Source organism: Ruegeria sp. BE9, from assembly GCF_056538765.1.
On sequence record NZ_JBQFTS010000001.1, the window covers coordinates 1,073,201 to 1,092,273 of the forward strand.

General features: G+C 55.1%; 17 protein-coding genes. 6 read left to right on the forward strand and 11 right to left on the reverse strand.

What is annotated here, in order from left to right; genetic code table 11:
- Nucleotides 1–142: 142 nt before the first annotated feature.
- From ACR0EO_RS05185 to ACR0EO_RS05215, 7 genes are all read right to left on the reverse strand, one after another.
- Entirely contained in the window at nucleotides 143–1,132 is a 990-nt protein-coding gene (locus tag ACR0EO_RS05185) for an ABC transporter substrate-binding protein (protein ID WP_480687660.1), read from the reverse strand.
- 53 nt (nucleotides 1,133–1,185) lie between these two features.
- Nucleotides 1,186–2,031 carry an ABC transporter permease gene (locus ACR0EO_RS05190; RefSeq protein ID WP_480687662.1) on the reverse strand — a complete coding sequence of 282 codons (846 nt, stop codon included), beginning with the start codon at nucleotides 2,029–2,031 and terminating at the stop codon, nucleotides 1,186–1,188.
- On the reverse strand, nucleotides 2,028–2,957 hold the full coding sequence (locus ACR0EO_RS05195) for an ABC transporter permease (protein WP_480687664.1): 930 nt from the start codon (nucleotides 2,955–2,957) through the stop codon (nucleotides 2,028–2,030). Before ACR0EO_RS05195 ends, ACR0EO_RS05190 begins: the two co-directional genes overlap by 4 nt.
- Nucleotides 2,950–3,744 carry an ABC transporter ATP-binding protein gene (locus ACR0EO_RS05200; RefSeq protein WP_480687666.1) on the reverse strand — a complete coding sequence of 265 codons (795 nt, stop codon included), beginning with the start codon at nucleotides 3,742–3,744 and terminating at the stop codon, nucleotides 2,950–2,952. Before ACR0EO_RS05200 ends, ACR0EO_RS05195 begins: the two co-directional genes overlap by 8 nt.
- Nucleotides 3,741–4,787, reverse strand: coding sequence for a hypothetical protein (locus ACR0EO_RS05205; protein WP_480687668.1), 1,047 nt, complete (start codon nucleotides 4,785–4,787; stop codon nucleotides 3,741–3,743). The genes ACR0EO_RS05200 and ACR0EO_RS05205 overlap by 4 nt, the downstream gene beginning before the upstream one ends.
- A gap of 79 nt (nucleotides 4,788–4,866) precedes the next feature.
- Entirely contained in the window at nucleotides 4,867–6,321 is a 1,455-nt protein-coding gene (gene hydA / locus ACR0EO_RS05210) for a dihydropyrimidinase (protein ID WP_480687670.1), read from the reverse strand.
- 89 nt (nucleotides 6,322–6,410) lie between these two features.
- Nucleotides 6,411–7,661 carry a Zn-dependent hydrolase gene (locus ACR0EO_RS05215; protein WP_480687671.1) on the reverse strand — a complete coding sequence of 417 codons (1,251 nt, stop codon included), beginning with the start codon at nucleotides 7,659–7,661 and terminating at the stop codon, nucleotides 6,411–6,413.
- 170 nt (nucleotides 7,662–7,831) lie between these two features.
- On the opposite strand from ACR0EO_RS05215, the gene ACR0EO_RS05220 reads away from it, so the two are divergent.
- On the forward strand, nucleotides 7,832–8,440 hold the full coding sequence (locus ACR0EO_RS05220; protein ID WP_480687673.1) for a TetR family transcriptional regulator C-terminal domain-containing protein: 609 nt from the start codon (nucleotides 7,832–7,834) through the stop codon (nucleotides 8,438–8,440).
- A 45-nt stretch (nucleotides 8,441–8,485) separates the two neighbouring features.
- Here ACR0EO_RS05220 and preA read toward each other — a convergent pair whose 3' ends face one another.
- Together preA and ACR0EO_RS05230 are read right to left on the reverse strand one after the other, a co-directional pair.
- Nucleotides 8,486–9,790: an NAD-dependent dihydropyrimidine dehydrogenase subunit PreA gene (gene preA, locus ACR0EO_RS05225; RefSeq protein ID WP_480687675.1), complete on the reverse strand. Its 1,305-nt coding sequence runs from the start codon at nucleotides 9,788–9,790 to the stop codon at nucleotides 8,486–8,488.
- 45 nt (nucleotides 9,791–9,835) lie between these two features.
- Nucleotides 9,836–11,170 carry an NAD(P)-dependent oxidoreductase gene (locus tag ACR0EO_RS05230; RefSeq protein WP_480687677.1) on the reverse strand — a complete coding sequence of 445 codons (1,335 nt, stop codon included), beginning with the start codon at nucleotides 11,168–11,170 and terminating at the stop codon, nucleotides 9,836–9,838.
- Nucleotides 11,171–11,502: 332 nt separating this feature from the next.
- Here ACR0EO_RS05230 and ACR0EO_RS05235 point away from each other — a divergent pair, with 332 nt between their 5' ends.
- The 3 genes from ACR0EO_RS05235 to ACR0EO_RS05245 all read left to right on the forward strand — a co-directional run bounded on the left by ACR0EO_RS05235 (nucleotide 11,503) and on the right by ACR0EO_RS05245 (nucleotide 14,619).
- The gene (locus ACR0EO_RS05235) at nucleotides 11,503–12,498 is read left to right on the forward strand and encodes a hypothetical protein (protein WP_480687679.1); all 996 of its coding nucleotides are present in this window, start codon (nucleotides 11,503–11,505) and stop codon (nucleotides 12,496–12,498) included.
- Nucleotides 12,499–12,570: 72 nt separating this feature from the next.
- Nucleotides 12,571–13,863, forward strand: coding sequence for an O-acetylhomoserine aminocarboxypropyltransferase/cysteine synthase family protein (locus ACR0EO_RS05240; RefSeq protein ID WP_480687681.1), 1,293 nt, complete (start codon nucleotides 12,571–12,573; stop codon nucleotides 13,861–13,863).
- A 3-nt stretch (nucleotides 13,864–13,866) separates the two neighbouring features.
- Nucleotides 13,867–14,619, forward strand: coding sequence for a GNAT family N-acetyltransferase (locus ACR0EO_RS05245; RefSeq protein ID WP_480687683.1), 753 nt, complete (start codon nucleotides 13,867–13,869; stop codon nucleotides 14,617–14,619).
- Here the strand turns inward: ACR0EO_RS05245 and ACR0EO_RS05250 are convergent.
- Nucleotides 14,575–15,270, reverse strand: a complete 696-nt coding sequence (locus ACR0EO_RS05250) for an SIMPL domain-containing protein (protein ID WP_480687685.1) — start codon at nucleotides 15,268–15,270, stop codon at nucleotides 14,575–14,577. The genes ACR0EO_RS05245 and ACR0EO_RS05250 overlap by 45 nt on opposite strands.
- Nucleotides 15,271–15,434: 164 nt before the next feature.
- Here ACR0EO_RS05250 and ACR0EO_RS05255 point away from each other — a divergent pair, with 164 nt between their 5' ends.
- Nucleotides 15,435–17,318 (forward strand): hypothetical protein, encoded by a 1,884-nt coding sequence (locus ACR0EO_RS05255; protein WP_480687687.1) that lies wholly within the window; start codon nucleotides 15,435–15,437, stop codon nucleotides 17,316–17,318.
- A 52-nt stretch (nucleotides 17,319–17,370) separates the two neighbouring features.
- On the opposite strand, the gene hppD is transcribed toward ACR0EO_RS05255, so the two are convergent.
- Nucleotides 17,371–18,468, reverse strand: coding sequence for a 4-hydroxyphenylpyruvate dioxygenase (gene hppD, locus ACR0EO_RS05260; RefSeq protein ID WP_480687689.1), 1,098 nt, complete (start codon nucleotides 18,466–18,468; stop codon nucleotides 17,371–17,373).
- Between the two features lie 145 nt (nucleotides 18,469–18,613).
- On the opposite strand from hppD, the gene ACR0EO_RS05265 reads away from it, so the two are divergent.
- Nucleotides 18,614–19,069: an Lrp/AsnC family transcriptional regulator gene (locus ACR0EO_RS05265; protein WP_480687691.1), complete on the forward strand. Its 456-nt coding sequence runs from the start codon at nucleotides 18,614–18,616 to the stop codon at nucleotides 19,067–19,069.
- The last annotated feature ends 4 nt before the right edge of the window (nucleotides 19,070–19,073 follow it).

Consider the following 19,073-nt stretch of genomic DNA (forward strand, 5'->3'; position numbering starts at 1 on the left):
TTCCAGTATTCGTACTAAATGCGGTTATTTTCAATGCAATACTAAGCCATTTCGACACCAAGTACAGACACAATTCCGACACCCGAAATGAGAAACGCGGCCCCCTAGGGGACCGCGCAAACTTAGACTTAATGTACCTGCCTTAGTTCAAAGCAGCATCTGTAATCTGGTGGGTCCAAGCGCCATCTGGTTGCTTGGTAATCACCGGATCAGAGCCACCAGCCAAAAGTGTCCCAACCGTACGCTCAAAGTCTGCCGGATCGAGTGCGCCGTTCGAGCCTGCGGTCAGCTTGGCGATCTCACCCATCATACGCTTTTGATGTTCTTCGGTCTGAGCACCGGTAGCGTCGTTCTCAAGAACGATGTCCGCCGCTTCATCAGGATTCTCTTCGGCGTACTTCCAGCCTTTCATTGAGGCGCGAACGAACCGTTCCATCTTGTCTACAAAGGCCGCATCGCCGAGGTTCTCTTCCAACACGTATAGACCGTCTTCCAAAGTGGCGACGCCTTGATCTTCATACTTAAAGGTCACCAGTTCGTCCGGGCTGACGCCAGCATCGATAACCTGCCAGTACTCATTGTAGGTCATGGTACTGATGCAGTCGGCCTGGCGCTGTAGCAGCGGGTCAACGTTAAAGCCCTGCTTCAGAACCTCAACACCGCTTTCGCTTTTGCCACCTGTGTCGATGCCAAGCTGGCTCATCCAGCTCATGAACGGGAATTCGTTGCCAAAGAACCAAACACCCAGCGTGCGGTTTTTCAGATCTTCAGGAGAGGATATCCCTGCATCCTTCCAGCAGGTCAGCATCATGCCCGAGCTCTTGAACGGCTGCGCAATATTAACTAGCGGCAAGCCCTTCTCACGCGCGGCCAAGGCAGCAGGCATCCATTCGACGGTCACATCGGCACCGCCACCGGCAATTACTTGCGTTGGAGCGATATCAGGTCCGCCGGGCAGAATGGTCACGTCCAGACCTTCTTCCTCATAGAACCCTTTATCCTTAGCCACGTAGTAACCCGCGAACTGCGCTTGCGTGACCCACTTAAGCTGCAAGGTCACCTCATCCGCCGCAAATGCGGCGCTGGCTGCCATGCTAAAGGCTGTAACCGCCCCGCTGAGTAGCTTCTTCATCTTCATTTCTCCTAGTTGCTGTTTTCGCCCCATTTTCGGGGTCTATTAAATTGTTATCCTCGTTGCGACGGGTGCCAGAATGTCACCGCCTTTTCGATCATGGCAACAAGCCCATAGAACGCTGTCCCGGCCAAGGCGGCCACAACGATCTCAGCCCAGACCATATCCAGCGACAGTTGCCCGACACTGGTCGAAATTCGAAAGCCCATGCCCAGGGTTGGTGAACCAAAGAACTCAGCCACGATAGCGCCGATCAGCGCCAGAGTGGTAGAAATCTTTAGACCATTGAAAATAAACGGCATCGCGGCTGGCAGGCGGAGCTTAAGGAAGCTCTGCCAATAGGTCGCCGCGTAGGTTTCCATCAGGTCGCGCTGCATGGCAGTCGCCTCGCGCAGACCGGCCACCGTGTTCACCAGCATTGGGAAGAATACCATGACCACGACCACCGCTGCCTTTGAGTGCCAGTCGAACCCGAACCACATGACCAAGATTGGAGCCGTGCCCACGATCGGCAGCGCCGCAACGAAGTTGCCGACAGGTAACAACCCAAGGCGCAGGAAGTCCCAGCGGTCGACCGCAATGGCCATTAGGAAGGCCGACCCGCAACCGATGATGTAACCACTGAACGCGCCCTTGATGATCGTTTGCACGAAATCTGCCCACAGAATCGGAAGACTGTCAGCAAAACGTACAGCAATTACGGAGGGTGCGGGCAGAATGACCAGAGGCACTTCTAGCCCCCTAACCACCAGCTCCCAAATCCCAATCACAGTAAGACCAAAGATAAGTGGTGCCAGAAACCGCACCATTCGCGTATCAGCATAGGGCCCGCTGGCGAGGCGACTGTTCAGCCACCAGCCGAAAAGCCACAAAAGGATGGCACAGAAAACCAAAATCATTGCGCCATCCCCATCCGTTTGAGCACTGTTCGCTCGACCAATCCCAGCAACCCAACCAAACAGGCTGCGAGAATGGCAGCGGCGAACAACGCCGACCAGATTTGCACCGTCTGACCGTAGTAACTGCCCGCCAGAAGTCGCGCGCCAAGCCCGGCGACCGCTCCGGTCGGCAATTCCCCAACGATGGCACCGACCAATGAGGCAGCGATACCGATCTTTAGAGACGTAAACAGGTAGGGCATCGACGCAGGCAGGCGCAGCTTCCAAAACCCTTGTGAGCGGCTGGCATTGTATGTCCGCAACAGATCCAGTTGCATCGCATCGGGGCTCCGCAGGCCTTTGACCATGCCGACTACGACCGGGAAGAAGCTCAGATAGGCCGAGATAATCGCCTTGGGAATGATCCCCTGGATACCAACTGAATACAGGACCACGATGATCATGGGCGCCAGCGCAATGATCGGTATCGTTTGGCTAACGATGGCCCACGGCATGACCGACAAATCCATAACCCGGCTGTGCACGATCCCAACGGCCAGCAAGATGCCCAAACCTGTACCGATAGCAAAGCCCAGCATCGTCGCGCTCAGCGTGACCCAGCCGTGGTAGATCAGCGATCGTTTTGAGGTGATCTTCTTCTCTACCGTAGTCTCCCACATCTCGATCGCCACCTGATGCGGAGCCGGCAGGCGTGGCCTGTCCTGTTCCCAAGTCGCTGGAATGGCGAAGCTATTGTTCAAGGCCAAACCGAACTCGGACATGTCGCGCCGATCCTTAGCGGACGGAGGCTGTACCTCGGCACCTGCCCGCTCTTGCTCGGTCAGCACGCCTTTGATGTTCATAGGTACACAGGCCGCGTACCAGAATGCAGTTATGACCGCGAGAACCGTTAAGACAGCACAAAACGCTTTGAGACTGCTATTCATCCGCATGCCCCGCTCGCAGGCCTTCACGCACGCGGTGGGCTACTTCGATAAACTCGGGCGTATCGCGTATATCCAAGGGACGTTCTTTTGGTAGAGGGCTATCTATCACATCCGTAATACGCCCGGGCCGCGGGCTCATCACTACGATCTTGGTGCTGAGATACACCGCCTCTGGGATTGAGTGCGTTACGAAACCAATGGTCTTGCCCGTCCGCGCCCAAAGCGCCAATAGTTGTTCGTTCAGGTGGTCGCGCACGATCTCGTCCAGCGCTCCGAAAGGTTCGTCCATCAATAGGATATCAGCATCAAACGCCAGAGCCCGTGCAATACTGGCTCGTTGCTGCATACCGCCGGATAATTGCCATGGGAACTTGCCTCCAAACCCAGCAAGATCAACAAGTTCCAGCACCTTGTTTACCCGCTCTTCCTGTTCAGAAGCTGAGTAGCCCATAATCTCAAGCGGCAGCTTGATGTTCTTGGCAATGGTGCGCCACGGATACAAACCCGCGGCTTGAAAGACATAGCCATAGGCCCTCTTCCGCCGCGCCTCATCCGGCGTCATGCCGTTAACCGTAAGTGTACCTCCGGTCGGCGTTTCCAGTGCCGCGATACAGCGCAGAAAAGTGGTCTTTCCGCAGCCAGAGGGACCAATGAAGCTGACGAAATCACCCTTGTCGATTGTCAGGTTCACGTCTTTGAGCGCGTGAACTGGCCCGTCGTTAGTCTGGAAGGTCAGGTCAAGGCTCTGCGCCTGAACCACCGTATTATTGGAAGCTGCTTCACTCATGTACATTCATTCTGTTCGTATTTCATTTCGGTGGAAACGCGACGCGTTTCCTGTCTTCGCAGGATCAACAGTCCGATCAACATAGACGATGGAAGAAGAGACCAGATGCTGCTTTTCCAACCTGGTGTATGGAGAATATAGTTGTCCGACAACTCACCCTGGGCCAGCCCACCAATAAGCCAGCAAACAAGTATAGCGCACCCAGAAGCTGCAACGATCGAGGCTGATTTTGAGCGTTTAAGCTTGTGCAGCAAGCCCCTTACGCCAAGATACGCCGCAAAACTTGGCAATAGCCCAACAAACACATAACTCAGCCAGAACATAGGGAAAACAAACAGGGCGCTTACGACGAGAGTAACGCCCTTGTCTAAACTGATCGAAGAGCCGGACCCAAATACCCCAGCGAATGCAAAGACAAGAGCACCAAGGGTCGCCACGACGCCCGACACGATCAAAAAGGCAGCAAAGCGAAAAGCACTTGGGCGCCAGTACCCGCGTGGTTCAGACGGCTTTTGCCCTACTTCATCTGCGTCGGGCGCAATGGCCGGGTCAGGTTGTGGTTCTGTTTCCCTGCCTTCACGACTGCGCAAAAGGACAAGATAGCCGGCAACCACGGCGGCTGGAACTATTGCCAGCAAATACACACTGTCATTCAGAAATTGTTGCCAGATATCGCCCTCACGATTGAAGCTATAAATCGCCAGCACGAAAAGAACCCATCCTACAGCCCCTAAAACTCCGGAGACAATCAGTTTCGATGAGAAAGGCCCAAACCCAAAGTTTTGGCACAGTCGGTGAAGCAACATATGGATGAAGAAACCCGGCAACACAGCCACGACGGCAATCGGCAACCACACAAAAGTTGCGAAGAACTGCAGCATCCGCAGCCATGCACCAAGGTGATCGTAAGGGACTGCTTCCAACCCAAAGAGTGACCAAACAAACGGCAACGGCAAAGCAAATTGAAACGCCAAGAAAACGGACGCCAGCACAAAGCACGCGAAACGCCCGATGCTGACATTACTTTGACTGGGGTATTTCATGCTGCTTACCATAGCCACCGCAACAATTCATGCGTGCCTTTTTCCAGTGGCAGACCATCAGTTTCTCGCGGCAACCCCATCAGACACCCGTTGCCGGGATACCCGTCCGCTCGACCGGGCGCGGTGCTGTCAGTTCCTTCCAGGTGCTCAAAGCCTTATTCACATGCCCGTTGGGTTCACGCGCAACGAAATCTCCATGACCTTCCTGAGTACGGATTTCACCGTCATGCACCGCCACCTGACCACGTGTCAGGGTAAAGCGCGGCAGACCTTTGACCTCTTTTCCCTCGAACACGTTGTAGTCAATCGAGGATTGCTGTGTATCCGCGCTGATCGTTTTGGACTTTTCTGGATCCCAAACAACAATATCGGCATCAGCACCAACAAGAATTGCACCCTTTTTTGGGTAACAATTCATAATCTTAGCGATGTTAGTTGAAGTGACCGCTACGAATTCGTTTGGCGTCAGACGCCCGGTATTTACACCATACGTCCACAGCATCGGCATCCGATCTTCCAGCCCGCCGGTGCCGTTCGGAATCTTGGTGAAATCCCCTACACCATAGCGCTTTTGCTCAGTTGTGAACGCACAATGGTCGGTTGCGACAACGCTAAGCGTGCCTGAGTGCAGACCATTCCAAAGGCTGTCCTGATGTTGTTTGTTCCGGAACGGAGGGCTCATGACCCGTCGCGCCGCGTGGTCCCAATCCTGATGGAAGTATTCGCTTTCATCCAGGGTCAGGTGCTGGATCAGAGGTTCACCCCAAACACGCTTGCCATTCATCTTGGCACGACGAATGGCCTCATGCGCCTCTTCACACGAAGTATGAACAACGTAGAGCGGCACACCCGCCATATCAGCGATCATAATTGCGCGGTTTGTCGCCTCACCTTCCACTTGCGGCGGGCGGGAATAGGCATGCGCTTCGGGTCCGGTATTACCCTCGGCCAAAAGTTTGGCGCTCAGCTCAGCTACCACGTCGCCGTTCTCGGCATGAACCATGGCGATGCCGCCCAGCTCAGCCAGGCGTTTAAATGAGGCGAACAACTCATCATCATTCACCATCAGCGCGCCTTTGTAGGCCATGAAGTGCTTAAATGTGTTGATACCGCGTGTCTCGATCACCGACTTGATATCATCGAATACCTGCTCACCCCACCATGTCACGGCCATGTGGAATGAGTAATCGCAGTTCGCACGGGTCGATTTGTTGTCCCAGCGCTTCAGCGCATCCAACAGGCTCTCGCCCGGGTTAGGCAGCGCAAAATCAACCACCATTGTCGTGCCGCCAGCCAAGGCCGCCCGTGTTCCGCTTTCGAAATCATCGCTGGAATAGGTCCCCATAAAGGGCATTTCCAAATGCGTGTGCGGATCAATCCCGCCGGGCATGACATAGCAACCGGTTGCGTCCAATTCCTTGTCGCCCTTTAGATCCATGCCAATCTCGGTGATCACTCCATCTTCGACCAACACATCCGCCTTATAGGATAGATCGGCGGTCACAATGGTTCCGTTCTTGATAACAGTGCTCATATTAATCTCCCTGACGCGGTCTACGCCGCTTGTTTTTCTGGCAAAACGTTCAGTGGCAATCACCCAATGGGCGACGGAGGCAGGGCCCCCTACTCCACGATTTCCGCCGTTTCAACGACCGCGTGCAACAGAACATCTGCCCCGGCCGCAGCCCACTCTTTGCTGATTTCTTCGGCCTCGTTATGGCTCAACCCGTCCACGCAGGGGCACATGACCATCGCGGTCGGAGCCACACGGTTGATCCAACACGCGTCATGCCCGGCCCCAGAGATGATGTCGGTATGCGAATAGCCCAACCGCTCAGCCGCATCGCGCACAGCCGCTACGCAGCGCTCATCAAATTGTACCGGGTCGAAACCGCCAACCTTCTCGAATTCGATCTGCAGGCCCATTTCTTCCACGATATCCTCGGCGGCGACGCGTAGGCGGTTTTCCATATCAGTAATCACGTCCAGGTTTGGCGAGCGGAAATCCACTGTGAAAACAACCTTGCCCGGGATCACGTTGCGAGAATTTGGGAAAACATCGATATGTCCAGCCGCGCCGACGGCGTGCGGCGCGTGGGACCACGCGATCTCGTCCACCTTCTCAAGGATTCGTGCCATCGCCAAACCGGCATTTTTGCGCATCGGCATAGGGGTCGAACCAGTATGAGCGTCCTTCCCGGTCACCGTGATCTGTGTCCAACTAAGGCCCTGACCATGAGTAACGACGCCGATATCCTTGCTTTCGGCCTCTAGAATAGGCCCTTGCTCAATATGCAGCTCAAAGAAAGCGTGCATCTTGCGAGCGCCAACCTCTTCGTCGCCACGCCATCCAATACGGGTCAGCTCATCACCGAACTTTTTACCCTCGGCGTCCTCGCGATCGTAAGCCCAATCCTGCGTGTGGATACCTGCGAAAACACCCGATGACAGCATCGCCGGCGCGTAACGCGTACCCTCTTCGTTGGTCCAGTTCGTCGCGACAATAGGATGTTTGGTCTTGATACCCAGATCGTTCAGCGTGCGAATAATCTCCAACCCGCCTAAAACGCCCAAAACACCGTCATACTTTCCGCCTGTTGGCTGAGTATCCAAGTGCGATCCAACATAAACCGGCAAGGCCTCAGGGTCAGTTCCTTCCCGGTGGGCAAACATATTACCCATTTGATCCAACCCCATCGTGCAACCGGCATCTTCACACCACTTCTGGAACAGTGCACGCCCTTCGGCATCCTCGTCCGTCAGGGTTTGACGATTATTGCCGCCAGCAACACCCGGCCCGATCTTGGCCATCTCCATTAGAGTGTCCCACAACCTATCGCCATTGATCCTTAGGTTCTGCGCCGGAGCTGCCATAATATCTTCCCTGTTGCTTGCGATTTGGCTCGCTTTTGGTGTCTTGATTTGACCATATGGTCAAACTCACGCTATCACGGGTTCGACATCAGTCAAGAAATTGCGAGACGCCGTCGAAAATTTTGGCATAAACGGCGTCTGCTTGCCGGAAAAAGAGACAACCTAAAAACATGCCCAAAGACCGTGCCCCGACCAGAATTCAGAAAAAGAACCGAGCAGCGATTCTGGACGCTGCCCTGAATGTGTTTTCGGCGCACGGGTTTCGTGGTTCAACCGTCGACCAGATCGCGACCGAGGCGGGGCTCAGCAAGCCAAATCTGCTGTATTATTTCCCCTCAAAAGAGGCCATCCACACTGCCCTCCTATCAGGTCTGCTGGACGTCTGGCTTGCCCCGCTGCATGACTTGGATGAGGCCGGCGACCCGATGCAGGAAATCCTCAAATACATCCACCGCAAACTGCAGATGAGTCGCGAGCTGCCCCGCGAAAGCCGCCTATTTGCCAACGAACTGGTCCAAGGCGCGCCACGTATCCACGACGCGCTGTCGCAGGATCTGAAGGTACTGGTGGATGAGAAAACCACAATTATCCAAAAATGGATGGACGAGGGTAAAATTGCGCAGGTTCACCCTTACCACCTCGTCTTTTCGATCTGGGCTCTTACGCAACACTACGCGGATTTCGATGTACAAGTCCGTGCAATATTGGGCGACGAGGATCCGTTCGAAGGGGCCGAACCGTTCATCGACACACTGTATCGCAAGCTACTGACACCATGAGAAAAGGGGCCGAAAATCGGCCCCTTTTTTATTTCTGCCACTGACCTACTCGGCGGCTTTGGCCATTGGGTTGTTCGGATGGGTTGTCCAGTTGGCATAGTCGGGCTGAACTTCCGCGCCAGTGCGAGGATCGATTTCTCCAGCCTCCATCGGCACCATTGAGATACATCCATCCACCGGGCAGACGTCCACGCACAAGTTACAGGCGACGCACTCGTCATCCATCACCTCGAATACGCGGTCTTCGGACATCGAAATTGCCTGGTGACTGGTGTCTTCGCACGCGGCATAGCAACGGCCACACTTGATGCACTGGTCCTGATCGATCTTGGCTTTGGCCACGTAATTCAGGTTCAAGTACTGCCAATCGGTTACGTTCGGCACAGCAAGACCAACGACCTCAGAGACGTCCTTGTAGCCTTTTTCGTCCATCCATTTAGACAGGCCTGCGGTCAGTTCGTCGATGATCTTGAAACCATAAGTCATAGCCGCGGTGCAGACCTGAACAGTACCGCAACCCAAGGCCATGAACTCAGCCGCATCGCGCCATGTGGTCACCCCACCGATGCCAGAGATTGGCAGTCCGTGCGTTGCCTGCGCCCTAGAAATCTCGGACACCATCGACAAAGCAATCGGCTTAACAGCCGGGCCGCAATAACCTCCGTGGCTGCCTTTGCCGTCAATCGATGGTTCCGGGCTAAACGTGTCCAGATTGACGCTAGTGATCGAGTTAATCGTGTTGATCAGCGACACGGCATCTGCGCCGCCATTCTTAGCGGCTTCGGCTGGTTTGCGAATATCGGTGATGTTCGGCGTTAGCTTCACAATGACCGGGCGGTCATAGTACTTCTTACACCAACGGGTCACCATTTCGATGTATTCAGGCACCTGCCCCACGGCAGATCCCATTCCGCGCTCGCTCATACCATGAGGACAACCGAAGTTCAGTTCGATCCCGTCCGCACCAGTTTCGGCGACGCGCGGCAAGATGGCTTTCCACGCTTCTTCCTCACACGGCACCATGATCGAGGCGATCAGCGCGCGATCCGGGTAATCAGCCTTAACCCGCGCCATTTCCTCAAGGTTCACCTCTAGCGGACGGTCCGTGATCAGTTCGATGTTGTTCAGCCCCAACAAACGACGATCCGCACCGTAGATCGCGCCATAGCGGGGACCGTTCACGTTCACGACCGGAGGCCCCTCGGATCCCAGCGTTTTCCAAACGACACCGCCCCATCCGGCCTCGAATGCGCGGCGCACGTTGTATTCCTTGTCCGTTGGTGGCGCGGATGCCAACCAATACGGGTTCGGGCTTTCAATACCTAGAAAGTTTGTCTTCAAATCAGCCATTTATCCGGCCTCCCTGATGCAGTTCAGCATCTATATCTTTGAGTTTCACGCGGTCAGGCTTGCGTGGATGTCCATCGCAGCATCGCGACCCTCGGCAACGGCGGTCACGGTCAAGTCTTCGCCGCCGGCCGCGCAGTCGCCACCGGCCCAAACACCCTCCATCGAAGTGCGCCCGGCCCCACTCACAGCGATCTTATTGCCATCCAGCGTCAATCCCTCGGGGGCACCTTCAAGCGTCTGACCAATTGCCTTGAGCACCTGATCGGCGGGTACGCGGATCTTCTCGCCCGTGCCGGCCAACTGACCATTCTGGCTGACAGTATACTCCAACTCAATCTCTGCCGCTGCCCCGTTTCCGTGCACGGCCACCGGTTGGACGTTAGTCATGATCTTCACACCATGCGAAGCTGCCAGATCTTGTTCATAACGGCTGGCACCCATAGCCTCGCGGCCACGGCGATAGGCGATCGTCACATGTTCGGCCCCCAGCAGTTTCGATTTCACTGCGGCGTCCACGGCTGTCATACCGCCGCCAATGACGACCACATTCCGTCCGACGGGCAGGTTCGCCAAGTCACTTGCTTGCCGCACATCCGAGATGAACTCGACCGCGGCGCGGACTCCGTCTTTTTCGACACCGCCCGCGCGCAGAGCGTTCACACCGGCCAGGCCGATGGACAGAAACACCGCGTCGTAGTTTGCGGACAACCCATCCAACGAGATGGTGTCGCCCAGAACCGACCCGGTTTCGATACTAATCCCACCAATTTTAAGCAGCCAGTCAACCTCGGCCTGCGCGAAGTCGTTGGTCGATTTGTAGGCGGCGATGCCATATTCGTTCAGCCCACCTGGTTTAGGTTTACTTTCGTGGATGACCACATCGTGCCCAAGCATCGCAAGCCGATGCGCGCAGGCCAGACCTGCAGGCCCTGCTCCGACTACAGCAATGGTCTTACCAGTCGGTGACGCGCGTTCAAACGGATGCGCGCCAGCGACCATGACGCTATCTGTAGCGTAACGCTGCAAACGCCCGATCTCGACCGGCGCACCCTCGGCCGTTTCGCGAACACAGGCCTCTTCACACAGCGTTTCGGTCGGGCAAACACGGGCGCACATGCCGCCCAGTATGTTCTGCGCCAGAATGGTCTCGCCTGCGGCCTCCGGTTGACCGGCCTGAATCTGGCGCATGAATAACGGAATATCGATATCCGTTGGACAGGCCGTCACACACGGCGCGTCGTAGCAAAAATAGCACCGATCCGCTGCCACTGCTGCCTCATGGGCGGCTAGTGGCGGATGCAAATCCGTGAAATTCGAGGTCAGCTCATCGCTGGAAAGCCGCCCGGAGACAATGCCGGGGGCCATCTGGCCCTGTGCCATCGCTCTACTCCCTGTAGATATGTTTGTTGTGGTCTCAGCTTGCCACATTCTGATTTTTTATCAATTGGTAAAATTTGCCAAATGGTCAAAAACTGGAAAATCACGCTTTTTATCGCCGATCCAACGAGAATTTTGCCTGTTTTTGTTGCAAGTTGCGAAATCCGCCCAAGCCACCCCCTCGCGCTTATTCCCTAGTCCAATCTATCCGTGGGTTTAAAATTTGCTCAACAAACGCTGGTTGCGGCTGGTTTTAGCTAGTGGCGCTGCGTAGTGTGCCCCTCAACAGAAACCGAGCAGCGCCGGGTGACGGCCAGAATCCCGAGAGTCGTTTGATGCAGGCCAGTCCACCGAAGTTCAATATTGTCATCGTCGGACAAAACAACCGACTGCAATACGAAGCGTTACTGTTTGCTGCATCCCTGCGCCACAGCTCTCCGAATTTTTCTGGCAAGTTGTACGTAGCTGTTCCTCAGCCAGGCCAGCGCTGGCATCAGGATCCGAGCATTCAGGACGAAGATGTTCTGAAAGCCTTGCGCCAATTGGGTGCGGAAATTCTGCCCTTTGAGAACCATGTCTTCGGGGAACGCTATCCTTACGGCAATAAAATCGAAGCTCTGCTGGCTATGCCAGAGAACGAGCCTTTTGTTTTCTTCGACAGCGACACTCTGATTACCGGGGATATAAACGCCGTTCCCTTCGACTTTGACCGTCCCGGAGCTTCGCTGAAGGTCGAAGGGACATGGCCCCGCCCTACCCTATACGGACCCGGTTATGACGGAATTTGGAGCGCGCTGTATGAAAGGTTCAGCCTTGATTTCGAGAGCTCGCTAGATACCACCCAACCCCATGATTATTGGCGGAGGTACTTGTACTTTAATGCGGGCTACTTCTTTTATTCCTGCCCGAAACGGTTTGGCGAGCGATTCTTGGAATATGCACAAGCCATCCGGGATGAAGAAATCCCCGAGTTAGCAGGACAAACCTTGGACCCCTGGCTAGACCAGGCGGCACTTCCACTAGTTGTTCATTCCTTTGGCGGAGGGCGTGACGCGTTGCCTCCGGGGCTGCTGGATGGTTCGGTCAGCTGCCACTACAGACTTTTCCCGTTGCTGTACGCTCGCGAAAGCGATCATGTGGTCGAGACTCTGGAAACCGTCGCGGCCCCAAATCGCGTCAAGAAAGTACTGAAGGGCTATGACCCGATTAAGAAGCTGGTCATTCAGGGCAAAGGGCACAAAATCCGCGAAATGTTCGACCGCGATAACCTACCCCAACGAGAACAGGTTATTCGCAACAGGATCAAAAGCAGAGGCTTGTGGATGCGCTGACTGGGTTGTTGTGCGTGCGCGCTCAATCGCCTAGAGATTCAGCAACACTTTTTCTAACGGGAGATCACAACGATGTCAGACGGCCCAACTCATGGTTTTGACACGCTGCAAATTCACGCGGGCGCGCGCCCCGATCCGGCCACTGGTGCGCGTCAGACGCCCATCTATCAGACGACCGCTTATGTGTTCCGCGATGCCGATCACGCAGCCGCTCTGTTCAACCTGCAAGAAGTTGGCTTTATCTATTCCCGCCTGACGAACCCGACAGTCGCCGTTCTGCAAGAGCGTATTGCTACGCTCGAGGGCGGTGTTGGTGCGGTTTGCTGTTCTTCGGGCCACGCCGCGCAGATCATGGCCTTGTTCCCGTTGATGGGGCCGGGCTGCAACATCGTGGCATCGACCCGTTTGTACGGCGGCACCGTCACGCAGTTCAGCCAAACCATCAAGCGCTTTGGCTGGTCAGCCAAGTTCGTCGACACCGACGATCTGGACGCAGTGAAGGAAGCGATCGACGAAAACACCCGCGCTGTTTTCTGTGAGTCAATCGCCAACCCTGGTGGTTACGTTACTGACATCCGCGCACTGGCAAATGTAGCCGACGCTGCGGGCATTCCGTTGATCGTCGACAACACTTCGGCCACTCCGTACCTGTGCCGCCCGATCGAACAAGGTGCGACGCTGGTTGTGCATTCAACCACCAAGTACCTGACAGGCAACGGAACCGTCACTGGCGGCTGCATCGTGGATTCGGGCAAATTCGACTGGTCTGCGAATGATAAATTCCCATCGCTCAGCGCTCCGGAACCGGCCTACCACGGGCTGAAGTTCCACGAGACGTTCGGGCCACTGGCTTTCACTTTCCACGGCATCGCCATCGGTCTGCGCGATCTGGGTATGACAATGAACCCGCAAGCCGCGCACTACACTCTGATGGGCGTTGAAACTCTGTCACTTCGGATGCAGCGCCACGTTGAGAATGCTCAGAAGATCGCGGCTTGGCTCGAAGCTGACGATCGTGTTGATTACGTGACTTATGCTGGCCTGCCATCCTCGCCCTATTACAACCGGGTGCAGGAGCAGTACAAGAAGGGCGCTGGCGCTTTGTTCACCTTTGCGGTCAAAGGCGGCTATGAGGCGTGTGTCAAACTGGTAAATGCGTTGGAAATTTTCAGCCACGTAGCCAACCTTGGTGATGCACGGTCATTGATCATTCATTCGGCTTCGACAACGCACCGACAACTGACACCGGAACAGCAAGAAGCCGCAGGTGCCGGGCCGAACGTGGTTCGCGTGTCGATTGGCATCGAAGACGCTAACGATCTGATCGCCGATCTGGACCAAGCGCTGTCCAAGGCCTCGGCCTAATCGATGAGCGATCACGACACAAATGAGCTGGGCCAACCCATCGGCAAACCGGTAGACGGCGAGTTTCCTCGCCCTACACCGCCCTATACGCCAATGGAGGGTCAGTTCTGCTCTGTCGTGCCTCTCGATGTAAACAGGCACGCGCCCGGCTTGTACCGGGCGTTTGCCAATGACACGGACGGTCGTAATTGGACCTACCTGCCAAACGGACCGTTCGAAACAGAACATGACTTTATGGAATGGACCCGTGCCACTTGCATGGGCGCCGACCCAATGTTCCATACGGTACTGGATAAAGACGAAATACCCGTCGGCATGGCTTCTTTCTTACGGATTGAACCTGCAATGGGCGTGATTGAAGTAGGCCACATCCACTTCTCTCCTTTGCTGCAGCGCAAACCGCAATCAACGGAAACCATGTATTTGATGATGCGTCGTGTTTTCGATGAGCTCGGCTATCGTCGCTATGAGTGGAAGTGCGATGCGCTGAACGCGCCTTCGCGCAGCGCCGCAGAGCGTCTGGGCTTCACCTTTGAGGGGATTTTCAGACAGGCAATCCACTACAAAGGGCGTAATCGGGATACGGCATGGTATTCGATCATCGACAGTGAGTGGCCCCGCATCCGCGAAGCCTTTGAGGTGTGGCTGTCACCGGATAACTTCGATGCTTCAGGCCAACAACGCACACCGCTGATGGCCCGAAGTCAAAAATCAGTCGGAAATCCCGAATTCCATCGACACGTCGACGGTGACTGAGACCTCACCGCCCGCGACAGGAACGCCGCCGCCTTCAGACAGGGTCGCCGCGCGCATTTGAGCCACCGGGCGAACGCTGCCGACCTGCTCGGTAATCTGTTGAACCGATTCCAGAGTAACGTTCGCCGCCTGTGCCAATTGCTCGGCTTTGGCGGTTGCTTCGGCTACGGCTTTCGCTCGCGCTTGGGCCTCTAGGGGTGCCGGGTCCTGAACACCGAAACTCAGTCCGCCGAAGTTGTTCGCTCCGTCCTGAAGAACCGAGTCCATGATGGACCCAAGCTGAGACAGATCACGCACACGGACCACAACGTTGTTCGAAGCGACGTATCCGGAAATCTCGGGCTTATCGCCATTAGAGTTATTTCGACCCGACCATACCGGGGACAGAGACAAATCGCGGGTCTGAACGTCGCGGTCTTCGATTCCCATGCCCTCAAGCCGCTTCAATATCTGTGTTACCGCCTCGGATGTGGCTTGCATTGCGTCTGAAGCCTGCGCGTTCTCGTTAGTCACGCCCATTGTAATCGTTGCCATGTCCGGCGCGGCATGTACGACGCCCGCAGCGCCGACAGTGATGCGACGTTCTTCCGCATGAGCCGCTCCCACAGCCGTTGCAGCCAACATCGCAGTCAGAAAAGCTATTTTCTTCAAGGTCTTCCCTCCAATAGTGCTTGTTACAAGATGGGGGTTTCAGGGTTGAAAGAACAAGGGGAACGTCCGGCTTTTTCTTTCCCTCGGCAGCTTCCTGCTTTAATGTCACTCTGCAGGCGAAATGTCGTTTGCATACACGATGATAATTATGGTTCATCCGGATTATGAAACCCGCCTTTGCGCTATCTTTTTCTGACACCGGTATATCTCTGCACCACCACTCGGATGGTGATTGGTTCTGCGTTGGCGAAGTGTCTCTGGATTCGCCTGACCTTACCGACCAAATTCGTGCACTCCGGGATCAGGGATTTGCGCTGGAAAATGACCTTAGCTGCAAGGTAATAATCCCCCAGGATCAGGTACGCTTCCTTTCGGAACCATTCGCGGATCTGCCCACCGAAGAATGTCTACAGAAGGCTCAACGCGCGCTGGTGGACGAAACGCCGTATTCGCTGGATGAACTGGTGTTTTCTTCAACTACCGACGATTCCACCGCCTATGTCGCTGCTGTAACAAAACAGACGCTTGATGAGGCACGGGAATTTGCAGCCAGTCACGGGTTTATACCGGTTGAGTTTAGCGCCGCCACCGATGGTCAGGATTATCCAAAAGAGCCATTGTTTTCAGAGATTGAACCGGACAGCCCCCAACCTGTAACCACCACTACGACCAAGGAACCGCCAAAAGATCAGGATGCTCCGGCCGTTCACGCAATTGCGGACGCCGTCGCTCCGGACGTTTTTCGGTCCGCATCGGACCATGTGGCTGCTTCAGAACCCAAACCCAGTGCTGCTTCTAATACCCAAAGCTATGCAATTTTTGCGGCAGCAATCGTCGTCGCCGGAGCATTAGGGATTTGGGCGCTGACAGGTTCTGAACAGGCGGACGAAACTGGCACTGAAACAGCTCTGATACAAGATGTCACCAAACCGTCGGAGCCGCCTGTCACCGACCAAGCATCAGAACCCGAAGTTGACGCCGTTGAGGAAGAAGTGGCACTGGACGAACCTTCCCTGTCAGCCACTATCGAGGAGAGCCCGCCAGACGTCTCCGCCACAGACGCCGCAATCCTTGAAGCCCTGAACGTCGCGCCGACGGTTGTCGAGGACGTGGCGCGTGAAACCGAAGAGCCGCCAGCGCAGCGAGGTTTAGAAATCACCTCACCGGTTGAATTAAAGGTTCCGTTCGTGGAACCCACCGAAGCGCTCTATCTGACGTCGGTCGACAATTCAAACCTCTCGCAAGATGCAATTGCCCAACCACCGGTCCAAGGCTTTGCTACCGACCTGCCGTTCGATCGGATTGCTCTCCCCAGCCCCGATGCCTCGCTATTTGACCTCGACGAGCGCGGGTTGGTGACACCGACGCCAGAAGGTACGCAGAACCCTGACGGTATCGTTGTGTTTGAGGGTCGCCCATCCAAAGCCCCACCTTCAGCGCCAGTTCGGTTTGAACAGGAACCAACTCTGGAAGAAACCGACGACCGGCTGGCTGGGCTGCGCCCAAAGTCACGCCCCAATGACCTCAATGAAAGGTTCGAACGCCAACAACTAGGCGGTCGCAGTCGTGAGGAACTGTCAGGCCTGCGCCCAAAAGTTCGACCAAGCTCTTTGGAGGAAAGTCCTGAGATCGAAGAAACTCAGGTTGCTCTTGCACCTATGAGCGTCCCTATACCCAAATCCCGTCCTGCCGGGCTTGTGAGGTCCGCTGGCACTCAAACTGCCAGCCTTGGTTCGACAGCCGCAATTAGTCAGGACGAAGCCGGGTCATTCCAGCCCAAGTCTGTCGCCCCCAAAATCCCCTCATCTGCCTCGGTGGCGAGACAAGCGACAATCGACAATGCCCTTAACCTGCGCAAGCTGAACCTGATTGGCGTCTACGGCACTCCGGCCAACCGGCGCGCCTTGGTTCGTTTGCCAAGTGGGCGCTACAAAAAGCTGAAAGTCGGCGACAGGCTGGATGGCGGCAAAGTCATTGCGATCAGCGACAACGAGCTTCGGTATCAGAAAAAAGGTCGGAACCTGACGTTGAAAATGCCGCGCGGCTAAGACTTAGGGCGGGCACCTAAGCGCCCGCCCCAAAATACTTAATGATAGATCATTAAGCGGCTGTAATTTCACCACTTTCAATCTGTTCGCGCTCGATGGATTCAAACAAGGCCTGGAAGTTCCCCTCGCCGAATCCATCATCGCCTTTACGCTGAATAAACTCGAAAAAGATCGGGCCAATCACGGTTTTCGAGAATATCTGCAGTAGAATTCTGGTCTCACCACCATCCAGCACACCTTCGCCGTCGATGAGAATGCCATGTTTCATCATTCGATCCAGCGGCTCTTCGTGATCTGCCACTCGATCCTTGGACATTTCGTAATACGCTTCGTTTGGACCGGGCATAAACTTAAGCCCTTTATCAGCGATTGCATCGGTCGAGGAATAGATATCTTCGCTACCCACCGCGATATGCTGAATGCCCTCACCCTTGTACTTGTTGAGATAAGACACAATCTGCCCTGTCTCACCCCGATCTTCGTTGATCGGAATTCGAATACGTCCACAAGGCGAAGTCAAAGCGCGGCTATAGAGACCCGTAAATTTGCCCTGAATGTCAAAAAACCGGATTTCGCGGAAATTGAATAGGGTTTCGTAAAACTGAAACCACTTGTCCATATTCCCGCGATAAACGTTATGCGTCAGGTGATCGAGGTAATAGAACCCGTCTCCACGCGGCTTGGACTGCTTGGTCCAAGTGAATTCCAGATTGTAGGGCGATGTGTCATGGTATTGGTCGATGAAATAGATCAACGATCCACCAATCCCCTTAATCGCCGGAACATCCATGGTTTTGTCTGCGGCCTCATACGGCTCTGCCCCTTTAGAGACAGCGTGGTCAAAGGCTTTTTGCGCATCCGCTACGCGCCAACCCATAGAAGGCGCGCAGGGGCCATGCTCTTCGACAAAGCGGGCTGCAAAGCTTTCAGGATTTGCATTGAGGATGTACGTAACATCACCTTGCTGCCAAAGCTCAACGGCTGGGTTTGCTGTGTGGTAGCCCACATGCTCGAACCCCATTTTGGTAAACAGATCACGCAACTCCTGAGGATCGGAATGTGCGAACTCAACAAATTCGAACCCGTCCGTGCCGACTGGGTTCTCTTTGCTAATGACGGATTTCGGGGCGTTGTGAGGGAAAGGACCCATGGCGCGTCTCCAAAAAAAAGGAATTTCTTTGCTGATTCCAAAATATGCATTAACCAACGCTGTTTCTGCGCATTGTTTTCGTGTAAACAAAGCTTAAACGCGCAAAACCCGCATCGTTTTAATATATTCTGGAGAAAATCCGCATATGCTGGATTCCACCGACACGCGCTTGCTGTCCGCCCTGCAGAAAGATGCTCACCTGACCGCGCATCAACTGGGCGAGATGTTGAACCTATCACCCAGCCAGGCAGGGCGGCGGCGGCAAAGGCTCGAGGCCGAAGGATACATTACCGGGTACGCCGCTCGGCTTGATCCCCTTAAGCTCGGGCTGCAAGTACAAGGGTTTGTTCAAGTTCATCTTGGAACTCATGGCCCGGAACAGTCAGAGAGTTTTGCCCGGATGGTCCACTCTCGTCCTGAGATCACTAGCGCGTGGACGATGACTGGAGAGGCAGATTACCTCTTGCGCGTCTATTGCGACGATCTTTCCGCGCTCAACCGCTTGCTTCACCAAGTGATACTGCCGCATCCTGCTGTCGCAAGGGTTCAAAGCCAGATCGTTATGGACCAACTTAAGCGCGACGCCCCTTTACCCACCTGACCGG